This is a genomic window from Bacillus cereus group sp. N21 (assembly GCF_016483395.1).
In the GTDB taxonomy this organism is placed as follows: Bacteria; Bacillota; Bacilli; order Bacillales; family Bacillaceae_G; genus Bacillus_A; species Bacillus_A pseudomycoides.
This window is the reverse complement of the sequence record NZ_JAEHBX010000075.1, coordinates 1-20448: the sequence shown is the minus strand read 5'-3', so window position 1 is coordinate 20448 and position 20448 is coordinate 1. Positions and strand designations below refer to the sequence as shown.

The window sequence follows — 20448 nt, the reverse complement described above, 5'->3', positions numbered from 1 at the left end:
TAAAGAAGCAATACGGCAAAAAGTGAAATTTGAAACGAATGTTTTATATATAGATGGAGAGGGTATAAAGGATCTTCCAAGGATTTTATGGAAACCATAATATATTATTAAACTCTTTATAAAAAAGATACTATTAATTCGATATACAGGTTTACTCAGGTGATTTTTGAATTTTCTGTATTGTAAAATGAAGGTTTTCGAGTTGTTTTTGACCAAAGTTTATTTCAAAGCTACACTAAAAAGGTATGGTGGTTGTGTCCAAAGTGTACTTGAGTTTCGAAAACTTTGCAACAGAACCCTTTTTTCTATGGTCTAAAACATTTTTTTGAGACACCAGGGGTAATAATCCCTGGTTTTTTAATTAACAAATAGGAATCTTGGTGCTTTGTTTAAGAATAAAAAATTGTAGCTGTTTTTATAACTTTTTGATATAATTTCGTTACATTCATTTATAATGAAATTTAAATTTAATAGGTAGGTAATAGAGTTATATGCAAGATATTAAGGTAACAAAGACACATGAACAATTAACAATTGAATGGCAAACTGCAGAAATTAATATTCTGTTAGAGGACATTGTTGAGATTATTGAAGATAATGACTATGTTCCTGAAAAGAAAAAGTTAGTAAAGATAGGAACACAAAGTGGTGAATCAGATTGTATATTAATTAGAACTACAACTTTAGATTATGCATTATTTACACTTAATAAGATTTCATTTTTAAATAAAATTAGATTGTGAGCATCTCGTGAACTACTCACCTGTTATGCTAACGCTTAGAGAATGAACAAAAAAGAGCGGTTTCCGCTTCTTTTTTTGCTATTAGTTATGTTAATTTTTAACGAATGCAGTTCTTATTTAATGCTTGTACCTACACCTCAACCGAACCAGTTAAAAGGATCTAGAAATATATTTATTTTATAAATATTTCATGAAAAAAGTTCTGTATAGATTGATGTATAAATATAAGAGGTAAAATTATAGAATTTTTATTTTTTACATGTATTACTGTTTGCTTTTGTAATAATGTCACGTATTTCACTTTGCTTCATCATATGAATAATTAATTTATCTAGATCTTGGCTAAATTTTAGCACCCTAGGATGACAAAAACCATAGTGTTTAACAAGCTCAATTAATTCTTCTTTTCTTTTTTCAATTAAATAATGTAACTTTCTCATCTCCATATTCTTGCATAAACTCCTCTATCCCCATAATATTCCTTAGAAAATTATAGACTAATTTCTTGAATAAGGAAATAGCATAATTAAACATATTAAAACATTTTTATGAACTTTTAAAGGAAAGAGTTTGAAGCCTAACTTTTTAACTATAATTTGTAAAAAGAGAAAATATTGTTGGTTTGAAACATAGTTGAATTATTTGTAAAAAAGTTTCACCAAATGGCTACCAAGGGTTCTGTTGCAAAGTTTTCTAAATGAGACTACACTCTAGAAAAAAAGAGTAAGGAGAAACATAAATGCGATATTTTAAAGGAAAACAGTTCAAGAAAGATATTATTTTGGTAGCCGCCCTGTACTACTGTCGTTTTTCTTTAAGTTATCGGGATGTCTCTGAAATTTTAAAAGAACGTGGAATCTCAGTTCACCCAACAACTATCATGCGCTGGGTTCATGAATACGGAAACCTTATCTATCAAATTTGGAAGAAGAAAAATAAAAACGTCCAATTATCTTGGAAGCTAGATGAAACCTATATAAAAGTCAAAGGAAAATGGTGTTATTTATATCGTGCAATAGATAAAGACGGGCATACATTGGATATTCAACTTCGTAAAAACGGGATTACTTGGAGGCTTTCATTAAAAAAGATAAGCAAAGATTTAAAAATGTAATACAGCCTCAACTTAAAAATGTAATACAGCCTCTAGGTAGTGGTCCTGAAAGTACGGATTTCTATGAGCATATAAATAAAGGTGGACAGTATATTTATTGGAGCAGTGGGTTTACAAACTTATCTTCTGGCTGGAATGACAGAATTTCCTCCTTAAGTACGGCGTCACCTTCTGCAAGCTACTCAACGACGCTGTGGGAGCATACTTCATCTCAGGGATATGGTCAAGGAGTCATGTTTAGACATTATGAGTGGTATGGTAAAACTGCTAATATGGCTGCGGATTGGAATGATAGGGCTTCAGCAATTGAAATCACGATGAATCCATAATAAATAACAGGAAATTTCAATTGAACAGGTGAAGAAGTTTCAAAATCACTATCCTCTCATCGGTTTAGAAGAAATGGGAGAATAGTGATTTTTTAAGGGTATTAAATTTGGTCGAAAGAAAATTGAGATTGATAATAGATTTATATCCGTATATCAAGAATGGAAACAGCGTAAGTCAACCATTCCTACAAAAGCATTGGATATTTCACATGTTTGTCCTGGTTGAAGAGAGTTCATTAAAACCTCCATATCTATCTGGATATACTCTGTACCTTTCTTGATTCTGCCATCTTGAAAATAATCAGGGTTAGGATTTTTTTGATAAATACGTGTATTCGATTTGATACCTGAGATATAATAAGCCTTTTTATCTTGTATATGTTGAAGATCTTTCAAGTGAAAACAACCTAAATCCCGGATGCATAAATCTCCTGGGCATAAAGTATCTAAACAATCTGTACCAAAGGTTTTATCATTATTTTCACCTGGCTCCATTTGAAAATTGAGGAATTTTCCACTATGTAAATCATACTCTAGCTGAATTTTAATACCGGCTGTTTGTGCACATCCTCCTGAACTAGGATAAATAGGAGCCAAATCTCGTGCGCCATACTTACTCTTTCGTTTTACAAAACCTGTCTCTTGTGCAAGTTGTTGAAGAATATGTGGAGATAGATATCGCTGTAATTCTTTAGCGAACAAATAAAACTCATCTTGAATCGATAGATTCATACAAAAACACCATCCTTTCTGTATATTTCTACAAAAAGAATAACGCTTTCTATGAATTATGGATACAAATTCCTCTTAGGTTGATAGTAATGTATGGTGACCCCTATAGTCTATATTCCATTTGTTTAAGTGTTCATGCATTCTTGGTCAACAACCTGAGAACCAAATAAATGAGCTCTATTTTCAAGTTCACAAGACTTATTCCTTCTTAATTAGCTCTTTTTAGAGGTGATTTCGCATTTTGCTTCCGAGTTCCAAACCCTAATGCGATGGCAGCACCAATACAGCTAGAAAAGCAACCAGCAAACAAATACAATGATGGATCTGACTCGCCGATTAAAACGGAAGCTATTCCTCCAATTACCGGGAAAAGTGCAACCATATAGCCACTTTGAGCTCCTCCAATTTTTTCTACAAGCTTCAAATAGAATAACCATGCTACAAATGAAGCAACCAGGGTTAAATATAGCAACACAGATAAGTATGAAAACGATGTTGGAAATATAAATTCTTGTCCTTGAAATAATACAATTACTCCCATCAATATACTGCCCACTGTAAATCCAATGGCATTTGCATAGATAGGATTCACCTTGTGACTTGCATTTCGTGCCGAGCTGGCATCACCTACTGCTGTAAGAAGCGTACCTAAGATCGCAACCATAATCCCTTTTATGTCATTGGACCCTTGAAAGTTGTTCAAATTCGGATAGATGAGAATACATACGCCTAATACACCCAAAATCCCCCCAAACAAAACGCGTGAATGTAACTTTTCTTTTAAAAAAATCCGGAGAGTAATCGGGGTCAAAATCACCTTTAATGAAAAAATCAATGTTACGATTGCTGCAGAACTCAAAATTGTGGCGTAATAAAGGCATAAGTAGCTTAATGCAAAGTTACATACACCAAAAACTATTACAAACGGGATATCTTTTCTTGTTGGCCTCCCTCTTGGTCGAAGGAACCAAACAAGAATCAAAAATAAAAAGGCTGTCATAACTAAACGATAAGTTAAGGATAATTCCAAGCTGACAGGAGTTCCTTGAATTTTTACTGCAATAAAGTTGAGTCCCCATACAATCAAACAAAATATGTACATAAATATTGTCATAAGTTATCTCCCAGATCAAAATTTTTTCTAAATTCATTATTCATTTATACTGTCATTTCTAAAAGGTACAGTTTACAATAAACACAAATGACAGATGAGGTATTTCAATGATGAATGAACTAATATTTAATATCAATCGAAAAAGTAACACTCCTATGTACCAACAAGTTTATCAATACATACGTACCCAGATTTTATCTGGTAAATTAGAAAGGAATACAAAGTTGCCATCGATTAGACAACTTGCTCTCCAATTAGAGGTCAGCAGAAACACAACTCAGGTAGCCTATGAACAATTGCAATCGGAAGGATATATTCGAAGTGAGAACAAAAAGGGATTTTTTGTAGAGGCCACTATATCGGATGAGACGCTTAATTATGAACCCATTAGAGAACAGCATCATGAAAAAAATCAAACTGACATGAAAACTATTGACTTTAAGATTGGGACAGTGGATCAAGAGAACTTCCCTTTGAAAAAATGGAGAATGCTTACAAACAAAATCGTTAAAGACTCTAGCATGTTTTCATACGGAGAAAAACAAGGCGATATTAAATTAAGAAAGGTACTAGCAGATTACTTGTTTCAATCAAGAGGGGTTAATACTTCTGCTGAACAGATTATTATTGGCAGTAGCACACAACACTTGTTATTACTTTTGTCGCTGTTGCTAAAGCAAGACTATCATTATCTGGCAGTAGAAGACCCTGGCTATGATGTGGCAAGGGAACTATTTGCTCTTCAGTCATTTATCATTGATCCGATTCCGGTAAAAGAACAAGGCATCCAAGTCGATCGCCTTTTAAAGTCGCCTTCTAGACTTTTATATATCACTCCTACTCACCACTTTCCATATGGAGTGACTATCCCCGTCAATGAAAGATTAAAGTTAATTCAATGGGCAAAAAGGGTGGAAGGATATATTATTGAGGATGATTACGATAGTGAATTTCGATACATCCATCAACCTGTACCGTCTCTTCAAAGTTTAGATTCTAATGATAGGGTGGTTTATTTAGGAACTTTTTCAAAAGCACTGCTACCTTCTATCCGTGTCAGTTATATGGTTTTACCTAGGAGGCTAGTAAGTGAATATAAAAAGATACTCCCTTTACTTGAGCAAACATCCTCATCTATTCATCAGCGAACACTGGCGACCTTTATGGATGAAGGATATTGGTACTCACACTTAAGGAAGATGAAAGCTTTGTATAAACGTAAAATGAATCTATTGAATAGGGAATTACTAAAACACTTTAAGAATTATGTTGAAATAAAAGGTGGTAGCTCCGGAATTTTCGTTATTATTGAAGTTAAAACAAAAATGAGTGAAAAAATGCTAATTGAAAGGGCATATGAATACGGAATTGCAGTTTATCCTTGCTCGAAATATTTCTCGAAATGTATACCACGATATCCACATATTCAACTTGGATTGGGTAATTTATGTGAAGAAAAGATAATAAAAGGAGTATCTCAACTAGCAAAAATTTGGTTGTAATCTTGATTTTTTCCCTAAAAAAGTTTTTTCGTTTTTCCTATTAGCGGTAGCACCACATCGCTATCAAGCTAAGAAAATACAACTACCCCCAGAACGAGATTTTGTGCTAATTCGTAATAAAAAAGCTCATTTTTTCGTTTTGGGGTGGATTTGTTTTCTTAAGTTGATGGGCATGGGGCGGTACGCCATTATGATGAAGATGTTCATCCAACTGAACAGTTTGCTCTTTCCCCTGCGCATTGTGTGGGGATTTTTTCATAAAGAAAAGACACTCCAATGAGTGCCTTTTCTTTACTAGTAAGTAAATCAGCAAAAGCAGCTAGCTCCAACTATGATTAATAATATAAAGAGCACAACGACTAAGGCGAATCCACCACCAAAACTACTGCAACTACCTCCAAAGCCCATAACAGTTCCTCCTTTTAGATAAGAGGGGAGAACATTGGGTCATTCTTGTGTTTTAACGGGTTTACATTACTTTATGTTTTATAATGATGAATGAGCAGGTCCTTTAAGAAATAAAGAAAAGACACCATAAGGTGCCTTTCTCCGACTTGAACCACTTTAATTTTAATAATATGTATTGGACTCCCATCCAATTACCATTTTACCATATTTATCTACATTTACTTTTGAGAAATATGATTCAAATCAGTATTTCATTCAAAAAACACTTTTTCGAGTTCTTTTGACTATTCAACTTTTAAATCAATCTCTTTATCCAACATATCACCATTAAATTGTAAAACTAATCCTTTAGCATATTTCGGTACATCGAATACAATTTTTCCTAACGAACTTGAATCTGGATTAAGAGTATCAAATTTAAATGTAGCATTATTCACAGCTTTAAGTGCTAATTGAGCTTCAGTAGAACTGTAATATTCTCTTCCTAGATCATCAATTAATTTAAAGTTTTTGCTATTTAGTGTAATAGGTTCCTCTTGACGATTCATAACGTAGACTTCTAAAGCTTTAAATATGCCCTGTGCTTTTACATCTTCATTACCTATAACATTTAGTGTCGGCTTTTTTCAATTAATGTGCAATAATAGTACGAATATTCATTCTATATAAGGTAAGGACAGAATTCTTTTCATATTTATGATGAAATAAAAGTGAAACTATAAATTCTGAAGGGGTGATTGGTATGAAAATTACAATAATGGCTGATATTCATGGAAATAAAGATGCCTTACAAGCTGTACTAACAGATATTAATAACCGAGGGATTCAATCTATTTATAATTTGGGGGATAGCTTATATGGTCCTTTATTTCCACTGGAAACCTATGATCTTTTAATGAACCAAAATATTCAAAGTATTAAAGGGAATTGCGATCGAATTTTATTAGAGCCTAATAGGTCTAATTTAACAGTTCAATATGTACAGAATTTATTAGAGGATGAGCATAAAACGTGGATTTCTAATTTGCCTAATTTCTTACAAACCGATGATTTCTATTTTTGTCATGGAACACCGACAAGTGATGAAATATATTTGTTAGAGGAAATGAACTCTAGTGGATCAGTACTTAAAAAGACAGAAGATATTATGAAATTAGTAAGTGGTATTCCACAAAGGCTTATTTTTTGTGCACATACACATATACCAAGAGTCATTTATCTTCCAAATGATAAAATAATTATTAATCCAGGAAGTGTTGGGCTACCCGCCTATGAAGATGAATTACCAATCTATCATAAAATGGAATCAGGTTCACCATTTGCTAATTATACAATTGTTACAAAACAAGAAAATGATTGGATGATAGAGCAATTACATATTCCTTATAATCAAGATGGAGCAATTAACAAAAGTGAAATAAACGGTCGCTTAGATTGGGCTAGAGCAGTGAAAACAGGAAGAATTTAAAAATAAGAGAACTTTAGCAGAAGATGTGACATGTCGACTTAAAACAAAGTTGTACTGTTTATAAAAAAGTCATGCCATTTTGAAGAAAGTTAAACCGTTTATAAAAAAGATGTACCAAAATTAACTACACTCTGTTATTTCACTAAAGGTGCAGGATAGTTGTGCGAAATGTTTCTAGCTTAAATGGAGAATGGTCACATTACTCTGGTAAAGGCTAGACCGTTTCATCTTGATGAAACGGAAGGATTATATCGAAGAGTCGAATGATAGGGTAACGCCTTGAAAGGCTCTCTCTGCGTCGAATAGCACGACATTGAGTAAGAAGTTTCGTGTTATAAGCTCGGCAAATAGGCGTGAGAATTTACCGTAACAGTATCGGCTGACGAAAACCTTACCCGAGGGGGCGGTGTAAATTATGATGCTTGAGTTGAACAAATATAGTGAGAATGCAATGCACCTTACAATAAGAAATGGGGTTGCTGACGAACTTTCGAATGTACGGGTCTAGACCTGCAATACATAGAAATGTGTATCTCACCTTGTGTGAAGTTAGTAGTGGATGAGTAAAACTAGCTAATATGAAAATCCATGATACATTACAGGCGTATGAAGATTAACAGGCTCACAGGAAGCACCTACGTTTGTTCTATAATAGATATAATTCAACGTTGTAAGCTGATAACGTGGAGGGCTTACTCCCTTTGAAGCGTTGAGTTGGAAAGCATTTGTGAGATTAGCGAATGTATAACTTCTCTTTATATCAGTGAAAGTGGTGGCACAGTATCGATGAAATGTCCAATCCACATGGAGGGATAGCCACTAGACTAATGAAGGATTATTTGTTCATGCAAGGCAAATCTTTATCGATTAATAAGGTTTTTGTGAGACTAATAGAGGTTCACCTTTTGCGAAAGGCACCGACTTATTAATACGGAAGAATTGAGGCTCTGAAGATACACAGTATCAGAAGTGTCAATGAGCAAATAAATTTGGATTAGTTGGGGCGCCGTATGCGATGAAAGTGGCACGTACGGTGCTAACGAGGGGAAAAGGGAGCGATAACTTCAAACTCTTACCTATTCGTATGAATAAAAAAATAATATTGAAAATTGGTTATAGGGAGGAGAAATATCCGAATGGTTATTTTATGAAATTAGATAGGCAACACAGATACACCTAATTTTTATTAAGATGCTAATTTAAAATAGAGGTGATTGTCTTGGATATTGATGTAAAAATTGAACAATTATTTTTAATTGAAGAACATCTTAATGAGCTTTCAGAACTTTTAATAAAGGTCGTAGAAGATGGGGCTTCGATTGGATTTTTACCACCAATGGGAAAAGTAGATGCAGAAAAGTACTGGGAAACCGTTCTTAGCCCCGAAGTGATTTTATTTGTTGCTAAATCAAACAATCAAATTGTTGGAAGTGTACAGTTACAATTATCGACGAAGCAGAATGGAAGCCATAGAGCTGAAATCGCAAAATTAATGACACACCCCAATTATCGACGTAATGGTATTGGTCGTTTACTTATGCAAAGGGCTGAAGAAATAGCAAAACAAAAGGATAGGTCATTATTAGTTCTTGATACAAGAGAAGGAGACTCTTCCAATAAACTATATACTTCATTAGGTTATATTCAAGCTGGGCGGATTCCTAACTATGCGAAATCTGAGAATGGTGAATTAGCTGCTACCATCTTCTACTATAAAAATAACAATTAATCTTCTTAAAACAGAGTTCGTTCGTGATCGTCATTTCGCAAGTTTAGAAGAATTGATTTTAGAATTGAACGACTACGTAAACTGGTTTAACAATGTTAGAATCCATGGCACACTAGGCTATTTGAGCCCTGTTCAGTACAGGCAGGAACACCTTAAAAAAATTGTCTAGTTTCGTGTTGACATACCAACCTAAATTCTGAGAATCCTTGAAAAATAAAGGAGCTTACATATCTAATATGTAAGCTCCTTTGATTTAGAGGTCATCATTCAAAAATGAATCCATTATTTAAAAGAGCCAATTTTGAAGGGAAGCACTGATTGTTTACTTTTTATTCACATGATAGTATAGTTCGAGAAGGTCTTCCACAGGAATGTTATTTATTTTCATACCCGTTATATCACTCTGCTGTATTTCCACGTTCCTAAGGTTACTATTATTTATTTTACTACCTTTAAGGTCACACCTTTCAAATGTGATTGGATTACCTTCATCTCCAAGACTTGTATCAACGAAACGAACCCCATCTAAAGTCACCAAAGCCATTTCACTATTAGAAAAATTTAGATCGGCAAACAATGTATTTCTAAAATTTATATTGTGGAACTTTGAATGACTAAGATTACAATTATTAATGTGGCTGCTCATCAAGTTACTATTGCTAAAAGAACTACCCTCTAAAGTTACTTGATAACACTCCGTTTTAGCCATATTACAGTTTTCATATTGAGTACCTGAAATGTCCTCATTTTCAACTGATTTTTCTATCCCTAATGGGGTTTCTATTCTCTTTATATAACAATATTCATCTTCGGTTTTAAAGGTTGCTTGATATCCCATTTTTTCATAAAAGTAGTGATTGTTTAGCTGTCTACTAGATGTTTCAAGATCCCAGGCTCGCACATTCGGAAACTCTTTTTCTATCAAATCTATGACCTTTGAGCCTATGCCTTTACCTTAAGAGTCAGGGTCTACAAAAATACGGTCTATTCTTCCGAAAGATTTACCGGAAATCGTGACAATAATTCCACCCACAATTGTTTTGTTGCATATAACCTTGAAGTAATTTAACTCCTTAATCATATACTTAGTCATTTCAATTGAAGAGTACCCTGGTGGCTGAATATTATAGTCAATTATATTCTCTTGATTTGGAAGCCATTTTTTTGCTTCTTTATCAAAAGTTCTTTTCTTAATTTCTGTTAACTTTTCAGCATCCGTAATAGATGCTTTCTCGATCCTTATCGTTGACATTTAGACGTCCCCTTTAAACTTAGCGTTGGGTACCTGTAACCCTTATATTACCATATCTGAACTGGCTTAATTTTTCAACTGGGCTACTTCAATAGTTTAAGAAGCTATACTAAACTAGCCCCTAAGAGTGAGTTATATATGCTTATAAATATCTGCGTAAGCAACCTTTAATTGCTCACATAATTGCTTGTTCCCACCTTCCAACTTCTTGAGACGGCGTTGTAGCTACATAATAAACGAACTAGACTAAATATGTAAGCTACTGTTTATATTTCTAACATCTATAAAAAGAGAGGATATTCGTCTCTATATTGAACGAACAATCCTCTCTTCATAATACTCTAATTAACGTACAATTTTCCCGAAATGATATAGTGACCCCTACTAGAAGAATAATGGCTTTTATGTTGATTAATGTCTTCTTCTAAAATTTTAAATTTATTATGTCTATTTTTTTGAAATTACAGTAAACATCCCCGTCATGTTGGGTGAGTAATCTTTAAAATCATATTTTTCATAGAATGATTTTTTACCTTGTGATGCAAACAAACCAATAAACGCTTTATCTGGGGCATTCCGATTTAAGTATTCAACCAAAATATTCATTATTTCCTTTCCAATACCATTCTTTTGATAATCTGGATGAACCACTATATCTTGAATATAGAAATAGATAGCCCCATCGCCAACAATTCTCCCCATACCCACAATTTGATCATTATCATTGACTGTGATGCAGTGAATAGAATTTTGAAGTGATGTTTCCACCACTTCAAAATTCATATAATTAGTCCATCCGACAGAGTCACACAAATATTTGTATTCTTCCAATGTTGGAATGTTATTTTTAATCTCATATTTCTTCAAAATGTATCCTCCAAGACTTCAATTTCACCAAATAAAGTATATTCGACACAATTTTATCTAATCCTCTTACTAACTTAACCTGCCCCGTTAGGTTTTCCGCTTAACGTTGTAAATCCGCATAAACCTGACGCTACCCCATTCTGTAATTAAGAATTCTAGTTATAACATACACTTAGTAAAATCAGTGTATGTTTTTTGTGTAGTTCAACTATTCAGTTGAAATGTATAGTTGAACTGTATATAATAATTATTAAGTTAAACTGTATAGTTGGACTTAATACTAGGAGGTGAATGAATGAAGCATAGATTACTGCCGTTATCCGAAACGATGCATTATATATTATTAGCGTTACGAGAGCCGTTACATGGCTATGCAATTATGCAAAAAATAGAACGAATGAGTCAAGGGAATGTAATTTTAGCAGCTGGCACTCTTTATGGTGCAATCGAAAATTTGAGTAAACAAGGTTGGATCGAACCGGTAACAGGTGAAACAGGAAGACGTAAAATATACCAGATTACACATACTGGAGAAGAAATTTTAGGAATCGAAAAAAGAAGGTTGCAACATGTATTATCACTCTATGAAATGAGGTAGTTCGATGAAGAAATTTAAGTTATTTACAAATGTTTTAAACGAACAATTTTGGTTAAACGATATGCTTGCTCAAGGCTATACATGTACCAGTGTCAATCCGTTTGGGGTATATACATTTAAAAAAACAAATATCAAAAAAGTAATGCGCCTTGACTATCAAGATTATATGAGCAAGGAAAAATACGATGAATACGTTGCAATACATGAAGACTTTGGCTGGGAGCATGTTTATGGTAGTCGCTTCGGTAGCATGCACTATTGGCAAAAGGAAGAGGATGGGCGTGATGAAATGTTCTCTGATCAAACGTCTCGAGTCGCTTTTTACAAGCGATTATCGAACTATTCGTTTACGTGTGCGATGATGTCTTTTATGTACACAATTGTGTTATTTAACGGTCCGTCATTTATTCGTTTATTCAATCCTAAAGTGAGCTATTTAACAGAGGGATTATGGGAAAAGGAAGGGACAGCGTTTTGGAGTACTTTTTTATTTGAAACTCCATTTGCTATGCTTCGCTTTTTATCACCTTGGATTTTTATCATTGCATTCCTTTTCTTCTTGTATTCCTATTCACAATATAATAAGAAAAAGAAAGAATTAACTTAAGTTGAAACATATGAATGTTACATAAGGAAGCGTTTATGCAATATCCGGTTTCTGAAATGTTTTTTAACCCAGGCATCACCAAAAGTGTATTGTCCACTTTTAGTGATGCTTTTTCATCTGTACATTTAGAATAAGTTTAAAAACAATGTAACAAAAAAATGAATAAAATTAATATCTAATATATTTTATTTCGATTAGATAAAAAATATTTCATTTTTGTTACAAAAAAATATTGATTATATTTAAACATCATAATATAATTCTGTTTATGGAAATAAAGACTAAAATTATTCATTATTTGGGGGATATGGAAAATGAAGAAAGCTATTTTACCAGTTTTAATGTCTGCAATGCTTGTAGTTCCTGCGGTATCACATGCTGAAAAACAAGAAAATGTGAAACAGACCACTGCAAAGGCAGAACAGACAATGCAAAAAAGTGGTTGGGTAAAAGAGGGAGATACATGGTATTTCTATGATCAAAAAGGTATGAAGAAAATAGGTTGGCTACAAGATGGAGGAAAATGGTATTATTTTGATGCAAGCGGAAAAATGCAAACGGGTCCTATTGAAGATGGAAATAATAGATTTTACTTATTAGGAGCAGACGGTGCACTGCATACTAATGAAGGATGGGTTCAATATGAAGGAGGTTGGTATTACGTTCTCCAAGGCGGAAATCTACACACAGGTCATCTTAAATATAATGGTAAGACATATTTTTTAAGTGGATATAGTAATGGGAGAATGCAAACAGGTTGGATAGGAGAATACCGCACTGCTAGCTATTATTTTGAAGATGGATCCATGGCAACTGGGTGGAATTTAATTAAGAATGAGTGGTACTACTTTAATAACGAGGGTATTAGCTATAATGGCTGGTTAAGCTATAACTGAAGCTGGTATTACTTTGTTGCTGGAAAGATGCAAACAGGCTGGGTACAAGATAAAGATAATTGGTACTATCTAAATGAAGATGGCACGATGAAAACTGGCTGGATACAAGATAAAGGGAATTGGTATTACTTAGATGAAGATGGACGTATGTCTTTAAAGTTAAAAACTATTAATGAAAAGACATATTACTTTGGTTATGAAGGGGTTATGTCTACAGGATGGGTAAGTTTTGGTAAATCCGATGCTGATGCAGTATGGCGTTATTTCATAGAAGATGGTTCTATGGCTACGGATTGGAGAAAAATTGAAGGTAACTGGTATTATTTTGATAACTACGGATATATGGCTACTGGATGGAAGAATATCAATGGAAAATGGTATCAATTTGCCGATAATGGCGTTATGATATAACAAAAGGCCTTTTAAATTGAATATATGACACCAGATATCTATTTTAAGATATTTCTATAATGAGAAAAGACACCTGAGAGGGTGTCTTTTTGGGTGTTATCCCTTCTTATTAATCTAGAAGGAATAATGTTTTTAACAATAATGGGTAGTAAATCTTCTTAAGTTGATGGATGTGGCGAGCCCCCTTTATAAATAAAATTTGGATATAAACGTTGAATTTTAAAATTAACCCCTTTGTTTTATATTTATTTTCCAGAATGCCCCTCATTCCTTGAATCGTTTCAGTACCCCTTAAAGGCTTGCTTGCAATGCGAATATCTAGGGATAGAAAAAAATGTTAAAAGGGTTCGAATTTTTTTGTGAGCGCTTACATATTATGATACTATTAAATTGCAATAATAAATTATAATGATAGTTTATTATTACAATTTAATACAGGAAGTATAGGAGTAATGAAGGATGAAGAACGAAACATTATTACAGCAATACTATCCGTTCGTTACATTCCTATCGAAGGTAATGGGAAGAAATTGTGAAGTCGTATTGCACGATTTATCAAGGCCGGAAAGCTCTGTCATTGCTATTGAGAACGGGCATATAACTGGTCGTAAGATCGGGGACGCACCTACAAACTTAGTGTTAAAGGTACTTCAAGAAAAAACATATTTAACGCGTGATTTTATCGCTAATTACAAAGCAGTAAATAAGGATGGAAAGGTCTTTCGCTCCTCTAGCTTTTTCATTAAGAATGATAAGAAAGAGTTAGTGGGGATTCTATGTGTAAATGCTGATGTGGCACATTATGCAAAGGTAAAAGAGATGATGGATCAGTTTTTATCATTTTCTGATGAGATGGTTAATCTTGAAGCTAAACAAGCGGAAGAAGAGACACATGCATTTGAGCAATTGCATGGAAAAGTGGAAGATGTTCTATCTACAATTATTATTCAAACGATGGAAACATTTGACGTGCCTCCGGAGAGGCTGTCAGCGAAAGAAAAGATGAATGTTGTACGTGATTTACATGACCAAGGAACATTTCTATTAAAAGGTAGAGTATGTGAGGTGGCGAAAATGTTAAAAACATCTGAGCCAACTATATACCGTTATTTACAGAAGATTAAAGATGAAAACAATTAATTTTTGCGAAAACTTATTCATCATTTCACATGATGGGTGGTTGAAAGATAGGGGGGGCAATTTGTGAACAAGAATAGTATATTACGTGTGTTAGAGAAAGAATTAGTCGTTGCTTTAGGGTGTACAGAGCCAGTGTCGATTGCGTTAGCCGCAGCTACCGCAAGAGATTATATGAAGGGCGACATACAGTCAATTGAAGTACTTGCAAGTACAAATGTCATTAAAAATGCAATGGCGGTTGGTATACCAGGAATGAAGGCTACTGGAATTGACTTTGTTGCTGCTTTAGGGGTGTTAGCAGGAGATAGCAAAAAAGATTTAGAAGTGTTAGCCGGAATCTCAGAAGAAGATGAAGAACAAGCAATCTCTTTAGTAGAAGCGGGGAAAGTGTCTGTAGAATTAGCAGATACGTCTAAAAAGCTATACATTGAAGTGAAGTTTACGACAGACGAGGGATATGCAAGGGCTATTATTCAGGATAATCACACATTTATCGCATTAGTAGAAGCGAATGGGGAGCTTGTTTATAAGAATGGATGTGGAAATACACACTTTGCCACTTCTGAAGAAGAACGTGATGAACTAACGATTCCAGAAATATATGAATTTGTTACGACTGTAGATGTAAAGGAATTGGTACTTGTAAAAAAGAGTATTGAACTGAATCGTAATGTGGCATTAGATGGTTTGTCGAATGAATATGGCTTACAAGTTGGAAAAACATTAAAGGCAAATGTATTGAAAGGAATTTTATCAGATGATTTAACAACTCATGCGATGGCATTAGCAGCTGCTGGTTCAGATGCACGTATGGCCGGTTCGACAATGCCAGTAATGGCTAACTCAGGAAGTGGTAATCAAGGGATTGCCGTAACGATGCCTGTAGTAGCCGCAGGTGAGAAATTAAATGCTTCGGAAGAAGAGCTAATTCGTGCTGTTACGTTAAGTCATTTATTAGCGATTTACATTAAAAATCAGTTTGGACGTTTGTCTGCACTTTGTGGTGTAACAGTTGCTGGTGCAAGTGCATCGGCTGCTATTACGTATTTATTAGGTGGAGATATTGAAAAGATAAAGTATGCAATCCAAAATACACTTGGAAATGTGACAGGGATGATTTGTGACGGAGCAAAAGCAGGATGTGCGATGAAGGTAGCAACTTGTTCAAGTGCAGCTGTACAATCTGCACTGTTAGCCTCACAAGGAATGTGTATCTCTGCTACAGATGGATTTATCGAAGCAGATGTTGATAAAACAATTGAGAACTTTTGCCGATTAGGAAATGAAGGTTCATCGAATATGGATAAGATCATGCTAGAGATGATGATTAATAAAAGAAAATAGTAGTGATGTATCACTGTGGATGTTATTAATAATCAGTAGAGTCCATGTACATCCTACTGAATAAACCATAATCATACAGCAAATATTTCATTTGAAATTGTATTATCCGACCAATCCATCGGTGGAGTAGCAGCTGGTATGAGCGCATCCGCGAAAGCGAAAGGGGTACGGAAACGATTTGAGGTATGAGGGGCCACTACGAAAGAATTTTAAATTAATGCAATAAAAACCGTAGAAATTAATCATTTCTACGGTTTTATGTTTATCTAAATGTAGCTTTGAAATAAAGTTTGAGCAAACAGGATTCCTCTTTAGGGGTCACAATACCATGCCCATCAACTTAAGAATATTCACAATCCTAAAAAGTAAAAACGTTATTCTTTCTAAGCAAGCTAGATTATTAGACAGGATACCGTTTTTTGTACTTATAGTTATTAAAATCTCTTAAGTTGATAGTGATATGGTGACCCCTATTATATCTCGCGTATCAAATCGAATACACGTATTGATCTTTCTAAGTTAGAAATTGGACAAGAAGATTTTTATCCAAGTTTCACACATATGGATCGTATTCTATTAGAAGTACTAGATTCACATTCTATTTTATTAGAAGAAAAACAGATCTATTTGCAATTACAAGTTTCTGATACATTGCCTAAGCTCTGGATTATGCCTTGTAAGATAGCACGGGTTATCAGTAATTTGTTACATAATGCAATTTGATATTCTCCAGTGTCTGGAACGATTGAGTTAATTGTAGAGGAAAATAAGTAGAAGCATCACGTTCAATTCATTGTACGTGATGAAGGAGAAGGCATTGCTTATAGTGATCAACTGCGCATATTTGAACGCTTTTTTAGAACAGATTCATCAAGAAGCTCACAATCTGGGGGATCTGGACTTGGATTAGCCATTGCACAATCATTAATTGAAATGCACAAAGGCGAAATTGGTGTACGAGATCGTTCAGGCGCTAAACAGGGGAGTGAATTTTGGTTTACTCTTCCCGTTACATCAGCAAAGAAATAAGATGATTGCAAGACTTTTGTAACATTTATGAAAGCAAATTGAAAGGGATATATAATAAGATGAATAAAGCAAAGTTGATTTTATTTTAACTCAGAAGTAAAAAGTATAAGCAATGTACAGTATAATCTTATGTTTTATAGTTTCATTTACCTCAACAAGTGCAATTAAAACATAGGATTTAAAATTAATTGGCTCAGATGTGCTAGAAAAATAAGTTTGAGCAATCCCTTTCCCCCTTATTTTCGAAATCACTTTGAAAAATGACATGGAATTCATATTCCATGTCATTTTTAGTGTAATGAATAAAATTTTTGTTTTATATATTATTATATTGTTATGTTATTTTGTTACCTCTTACCTATATAAATCCATTTTCATTTTTTTACATATAAGTTTTTGATATGCAGAAGAAGAGATGACTTGAACTCAAGTTCTTTCTTTGTTTTAACCCTCGCATGTGGCAGAAAAAGCTCTCAAACGCGCTCAGATGTCCTGATCCTCTAAAAAAAAGCGGGGTTTTTATGTTGTTCTTCTCCATAAATACTTCTAATTTATTATATTTTCTCCCACTTATTAATGTTTAATATTTCTATTTATTACAGTTTGCGTAATATAACACAACCGTTGAAAGATATTTAAAATAAAATGAATTTCCCGGCACCTATTTTAGATAAGTCGGTAATAAAAGGTATAAACAAAGAGTGAAGAACAACGTGATGAATGAAAAGACAAAAAGAAGTTATGATAATTTCTCGGTGCTTATTATTTTACAGTATTGTGTTTAAGAAATCTAAATCTTACTAAGGAAGGAAAACAAAAATGAAAAAAACATTTAAAATAAGTGGATTTGGAAAAAAAGTGATTCCTGCCACAGCGGCATTAGGTATTCTTTTTTCTGTAGCTCCTGTTGCAGAGAACCAGGCAAGCGCAAAAATAAGTGCAGGGGTTATAGCTAAAGTGCTAGATGTAACTATTACTTCATTAGGAGCAGCGAAAGATATTTATGAAGCAGTTGGCGAAGAGGTGGGGGGGTGCTGACCTAACTAATTACGCGGGTCCATATGCAGAGAATGTATCTTACAGAGCTCCTAACTTTAAATCGGGGGAATTTAATCTTTCTGTGCATCATACGAAAGATGATGGGAATTTTACTAAATCGATTAAAGTTCTCTATCAAAATGGGAAAAGTGAGATTCACAACTTAAAATCGGACAACAGCTTCAGATTACAGAAGTAGGTACAATCGTAGATCTAGAACCAGATGCAAAATCTGCTGCAGAACACAATCTTCTTTACATTACACAAGCACAATTGGATGAAGGTAGAACTGGAGTTGCGCTTAATCAAAAAATTACCTTATATGTCGAAAAAACATCTGGTCAAAACAAAGTTCTTGTTGATGAATTTTATAAGAAAAAATTCGGAGCAAATTCTCTTGACGGCTTTAAAGGATTAGGAGTGGACCGTTTTTCTTATTTAACAGAAGAACAAAAAAAGTTAGCAACATTGACTTCACAACCAACAAGCAGAGAAACTCTTTCTAATTATGTCACGAATAATCCTGAAGCTCTCGCAGATTTTAATAACCGATCAAGTAATATTTTAGCAGATACCTCTCAAATCCTAGAGACACCTATTACATCAGTATTTAGCATACTAAAGGATGGTAACCCTTATCAAATTATTCCTTATAAAAAGGGGACAAATAAAGTAATTGTTAAAAAAGGCTCGAAATATCTTTCAGGAAAAGAAGTAGGTTCGCTTCAATATTCAGATGTGATTGGTGATGATGAAGTGTTTGAACTTGTCCTGATTGACGAGAAGTCTTATGACAATAAATTTCAGTTCCATTTGGTAAATAAGAATGGTGCACATCTGGTTGCGGGAATTAGCTCTCAATTATTCCACACGCCAGATCATGGTGATAAACTTTATTTTACTGCAAAAACTAATAATGAAGTTCACAACTGGTTAAAAGAATGGTATCCAGGTAAAGGAAATGAGATACCGAAGTATGAAAAGATAGAGTTCAAAGAGGATAGCAAAGATAGTTCCCTATGGACTGCATATGATTCTGGCAAATTGATAACGAATAATTGGGTGGAAAGAGATGGTTCCCGTTATTATGCAAATTCTTCAGGTGTTCTTTTAAAGGGCTGGAAGGAAATCAACGGGAATATGTATTATTTTAATCCAAATTCTAACCAAATGGTTGTAGGAAATGGTCGAGAGATTGAAGGGAAGTACTACGACTTTAATGATTCAGGTGTTCTGCAACGATCAGCGTGGAGAGATCTGCATTATTCTGATGCTTCTGGAGCGTTCATTAAAGAAGGTCTACGAGAAATCGAAGGTAAAATTTATTATTTCCAAAATTATGTGGCAAATACAAATGAAATACGCCTAGAAGATCAAAATGTTATTCTTTATTTTTCTGACAAAGGTGTAATTGAGAAGGCTTCTGATTTGAATGGGAAAGCACTAGATACTATTACTCGTGTTAATCTTGACGGGAAACGACTAGTATTTGAGAGAGACGGCTCTATTAGAAAAACAGGAGTATCTAAAATCTTTTTACCTGGATTTGATACAGAGAAGCAGGCTGCAATCGTATATTACAGCTTAGAAGAAGGGGATTCCTATTCTGGTTGGAAGGAAATTGACGGAAAAAAATACCGCTTTAAAGATGGCATACACTATACTTTAGATGGTCATGAAACCATTGAAGGAAAAAGATATTATTTTAATAATGACGGACAAGCTATGATGACAGGGTTTGAAAAAGTAAATGGTAAGATATACCATTATGATGATAAAGGCGTAAAGCAGACAGGGTTTGAAAAAGTAAATGGTAAGATATACCATTATGATGATAAAGGCGTAAAGCAGACAGGGTGGCAAGAAATAGATGGTAAAACATGGACGTTTGATGACAAGGGACACAGACGTTAATAATACCAAAAAGTTTATTTTTTACTTATGAAAGAAATCTTACAAAACTGTCATCTTGATGTAAGGTTATTAGATAGTACAACTATTATTTCAATGTAATAATAAAGGTATAAGGAATACATACATAGAAAAAATATAATAGACAGAGGTAATTATAAGATGATTTTAAAACTAGCATTTATACTTTTTGGAGTACTCTTAGTATTATGGGGT

14 protein-coding genes and 9 pseudogenes are annotated in these 20448 nt (G+C 33.9%); 14 read left to right on the top strand and 9 right to left on the bottom strand.

The features are described 5' to 3' along the window. The first annotated feature begins 491 nt into the window (after positions 1 to 491). Positions 492 to 743, top strand: a complete 252-nt coding sequence (locus JDS96_RS25945) for a SunI/YnzG family protein (RefSeq protein WP_003203088.1) — start codon at positions 492 to 494, stop codon at positions 741 to 743. A gap of 248 nt (positions 744 to 991) precedes the next feature. Here JDS96_RS25945 and JDS96_RS25940 read toward each other — a convergent pair whose 3' ends face one another. Continuing rightward, positions 992 to 1189: an aspartyl-phosphate phosphatase Spo0E family protein gene (locus JDS96_RS25940; RefSeq protein WP_003203089.1), complete on the bottom strand. Its 198-nt coding sequence runs from the start codon at positions 1187 to 1189 to the stop codon at positions 992 to 994. Positions 1190 to 1482: 293 nt separating this feature from the next. On the opposite strand from JDS96_RS25940, the pseudogene JDS96_RS25935 reads away from it, so the two are divergent. After that, a pseudogene (locus JDS96_RS25935) lies at positions 1483 to 1800 on the top strand (IS6 family transposase); the annotation flags it as partial. Positions 1801 to 1802: 2 nt separating this feature from the next. Then, positions 1803 to 2186, top strand: a pseudogene (locus JDS96_RS33330) (hypothetical protein); the annotation flags it as partial. A 174-nt stretch (positions 2187 to 2360) separates the two neighbouring features. Here the strand turns inward: JDS96_RS33330 and JDS96_RS25925 are convergent. Both JDS96_RS25925 and JDS96_RS25920 read right to left on the bottom strand, forming a co-directional pair. Further along, positions 2361 to 2918, bottom strand: a pseudogene (locus JDS96_RS25925) (transposase); the annotation flags it as partial. A gap of 208 nt (positions 2919 to 3126) precedes the next feature. Then, positions 3127 to 4032: a DMT family transporter gene (locus JDS96_RS25920; protein WP_003203099.1), complete on the bottom strand. Its 906-nt coding sequence runs from the start codon at positions 4030 to 4032 to the stop codon at positions 3127 to 3129. A gap of 110 nt (positions 4033 to 4142) precedes the next feature. Here JDS96_RS25920 and pdxR point away from each other — a divergent pair, with 110 nt between their 5' ends. Continuing rightward, positions 4143 to 5534, top strand: coding sequence for a MocR-like pyridoxine biosynthesis transcription factor PdxR (gene pdxR, locus JDS96_RS25915; RefSeq protein ID WP_199668488.1), 1392 nt, complete (start codon positions 4143 to 4145; stop codon positions 5532 to 5534). 106 nt (positions 5535 to 5640) lie between these two features. Here pdxR and JDS96_RS25910 read toward each other — a convergent pair whose 3' ends face one another. The 3 genes from JDS96_RS25910 to JDS96_RS25900 all read right to left on the bottom strand — a co-directional run bounded on the left by JDS96_RS25910 (position 5641) and on the right by JDS96_RS25900 (position 6547). After that, positions 5641 to 5793 carry a hypothetical protein gene (locus tag JDS96_RS25910; protein ID WP_003203102.1) on the bottom strand — a complete coding sequence of 51 codons (153 nt, stop codon included), beginning with the start codon at positions 5791 to 5793 and terminating at the stop codon, positions 5641 to 5643. 47 nt (positions 5794 to 5840) lie between these two features. Continuing rightward, a complete protein-coding gene (locus JDS96_RS25905; protein WP_018764670.1) occupies positions 5841 to 5942 on the bottom strand; it encodes a YjcZ family sporulation protein in 102 nt (33 codons plus the stop codon). 284 nt (positions 5943 to 6226) lie between these two features. After that, complete coding sequence (locus JDS96_RS25900; RefSeq protein ID WP_374221011.1) at positions 6227 to 6547, bottom strand: DUF4352 domain-containing protein; 321 nt, start codon at positions 6545 to 6547, stop codon at positions 6227 to 6229. Between the two features lie 137 nt (positions 6548 to 6684). On the opposite strand from JDS96_RS25900, the gene JDS96_RS25895 reads away from it, so the two are divergent. From JDS96_RS25895 to JDS96_RS25885, 3 genes and pseudogenes are all read left to right on the top strand, one after another. After that, the gene (locus JDS96_RS25895) at positions 6685 to 7410 is read left to right on the top strand and encodes a metallophosphoesterase family protein (RefSeq protein WP_199668484.1); all 726 of its coding nucleotides are present in this window, start codon (positions 6685 to 6687) and stop codon (positions 7408 to 7410) included. A 1219-nt stretch (positions 7411 to 8629) separates the two neighbouring features. Continuing rightward, positions 8630 to 9139 carry a GNAT family N-acetyltransferase gene (locus JDS96_RS25890; protein ID WP_199668483.1) on the top strand — a complete coding sequence of 170 codons (510 nt, stop codon included), beginning with the start codon at positions 8630 to 8632 and terminating at the stop codon, positions 9137 to 9139. 4 nt (positions 9140 to 9143) lie between these two features. Continuing rightward, positions 9144 to 9308, top strand: a pseudogene (locus tag JDS96_RS25885) (IS3 family transposase); the annotation flags it as partial. Between the two features lie 153 nt (positions 9309 to 9461). Here the strand turns inward: JDS96_RS25885 and JDS96_RS25880 are convergent. From JDS96_RS25880 to JDS96_RS25875, 3 genes and pseudogenes are all read right to left on the bottom strand, one after another. Then, a pseudogene (locus JDS96_RS25880) lies at positions 9462 to 10391 on the bottom strand (GNAT family N-acetyltransferase). A 132-nt stretch (positions 10392 to 10523) separates the two neighbouring features. Beyond that, positions 10524 to 10616, bottom strand: a pseudogene (locus JDS96_RS32490) (DUF6262 family protein); the annotation flags it as partial. Between the two features lie 222 nt (positions 10617 to 10838). Beyond that, the gene (locus JDS96_RS25875) at positions 10839 to 11258 is read right to left on the bottom strand and encodes a GNAT family N-acetyltransferase (protein WP_003210015.1); all 420 of its coding nucleotides are present in this window, start codon (positions 11256 to 11258) and stop codon (positions 10839 to 10841) included. Between the two features lie 295 nt (positions 11259 to 11553). Between JDS96_RS25875 and JDS96_RS25870 the strand changes: the two genes are divergently transcribed. The 7 genes and pseudogenes from JDS96_RS25870 (at position 11554) to JDS96_RS25835 (ending at position 20235) form a co-directional block, all read left to right on the top strand. Then, complete coding sequence (locus tag JDS96_RS25870; RefSeq protein ID WP_018782267.1) at positions 11554 to 11856, top strand: PadR family transcriptional regulator; 303 nt, start codon at positions 11554 to 11556, stop codon at positions 11854 to 11856. A gap of 4 nt (positions 11857 to 11860) precedes the next feature. Beyond that, positions 11861 to 12463, top strand: coding sequence for a DUF2812 domain-containing protein (locus tag JDS96_RS25865; RefSeq protein ID WP_003203117.1), 603 nt, complete (start codon positions 11861 to 11863; stop codon positions 12461 to 12463). 314 nt (positions 12464 to 12777) lie between these two features. Beyond that, positions 12778 to 13770 (top strand): annotated as a pseudogene (locus tag JDS96_RS25860) (glucan-binding protein). Positions 13771 to 14229: 459 nt separating this feature from the next. Beyond that, the gene (locus tag JDS96_RS25855) at positions 14230 to 14910 is read left to right on the top strand and encodes a helix-turn-helix transcriptional regulator (RefSeq protein ID WP_199668482.1); all 681 of its coding nucleotides are present in this window, start codon (positions 14230 to 14232) and stop codon (positions 14908 to 14910) included. 63 nt (positions 14911 to 14973) lie between these two features. Continuing rightward, positions 14974 to 16254 (top strand): L-cysteine desulfidase family protein, encoded by a 1281-nt coding sequence (locus JDS96_RS25850; RefSeq protein WP_018764660.1) that lies wholly within the window; start codon positions 14974 to 14976, stop codon positions 16252 to 16254. 495 nt (positions 16255 to 16749) lie between these two features. Next, a pseudogene (locus JDS96_RS25845) lies at positions 16750 to 17283 on the top strand (sensor histidine kinase); the annotation flags it as partial. An 819-nt stretch (positions 17284 to 18102) separates the two neighbouring features. Beyond that, positions 18103 to 20235: pseudogene (locus JDS96_RS25835) on the top strand (N-acetylmuramoyl-L-alanine amidase family protein). Positions 20236 to 20448 lie beyond the last annotated feature (213 nt).

Bases quoted from the DNA above. Each gene is read 5' to 3' on its own strand.
- pdxR (WP_199668488.1), top strand. From the start codon at position 4,143: ATGAATGAACTAATATTTAATATCAATCGAAAAAGTAACACTCCTATG.
- JDS96_RS25895 (WP_199668484.1), top strand. From the start codon at position 6,685: ATGAAAATTACAATAATGGCTGATATTCATGGAAATAAAGATGCCTTA.
- JDS96_RS25865 (WP_003203117.1), top strand. From the start codon at position 11,861: ATGAAGAAATTTAAGTTATTTACAAATGTTTTAAACGAACAATTTTGG.
- JDS96_RS25855 (WP_199668482.1), top strand. From the start codon at position 14,230: ATGAAGAACGAAACATTATTACAGCAATACTATCCGTTCGTTACATTC.
- JDS96_RS25940 (WP_003203089.1), bottom strand. From the start codon at position 1,189: ATGGAGATGAGAAAGTTACATTATTTAATTGAAAAAAGAAAAGAAGAA.
- JDS96_RS25910 (WP_003203102.1), bottom strand. From the start codon at position 5,793: ATGAAAAAATCCCCACACAATGCGCAGGGGAAAGAGCAAACTGTTCAG.
- JDS96_RS25905 (WP_018764670.1), bottom strand. From the start codon at position 5,942: ATGGGCTTTGGAGGTAGTTGCAGTAGTTTTGGTGGTGGATTCGCCTTA.
- JDS96_RS25870 (WP_018782267.1), top strand. From the start codon at position 11,554: ATGAAGCATAGATTACTGCCGTTATCCGAAACGATGCATTATATATTA.
- JDS96_RS25920 (WP_003203099.1), bottom strand. From the start codon at position 4,032: ATGACAATATTTATGTACATATTTTGTTTGATTGTATGGGGACTCAAC.
- JDS96_RS25945 (WP_003203088.1), top strand. From the start codon at position 492: ATGCAAGATATTAAGGTAACAAAGACACATGAACAATTAACAATTGAA.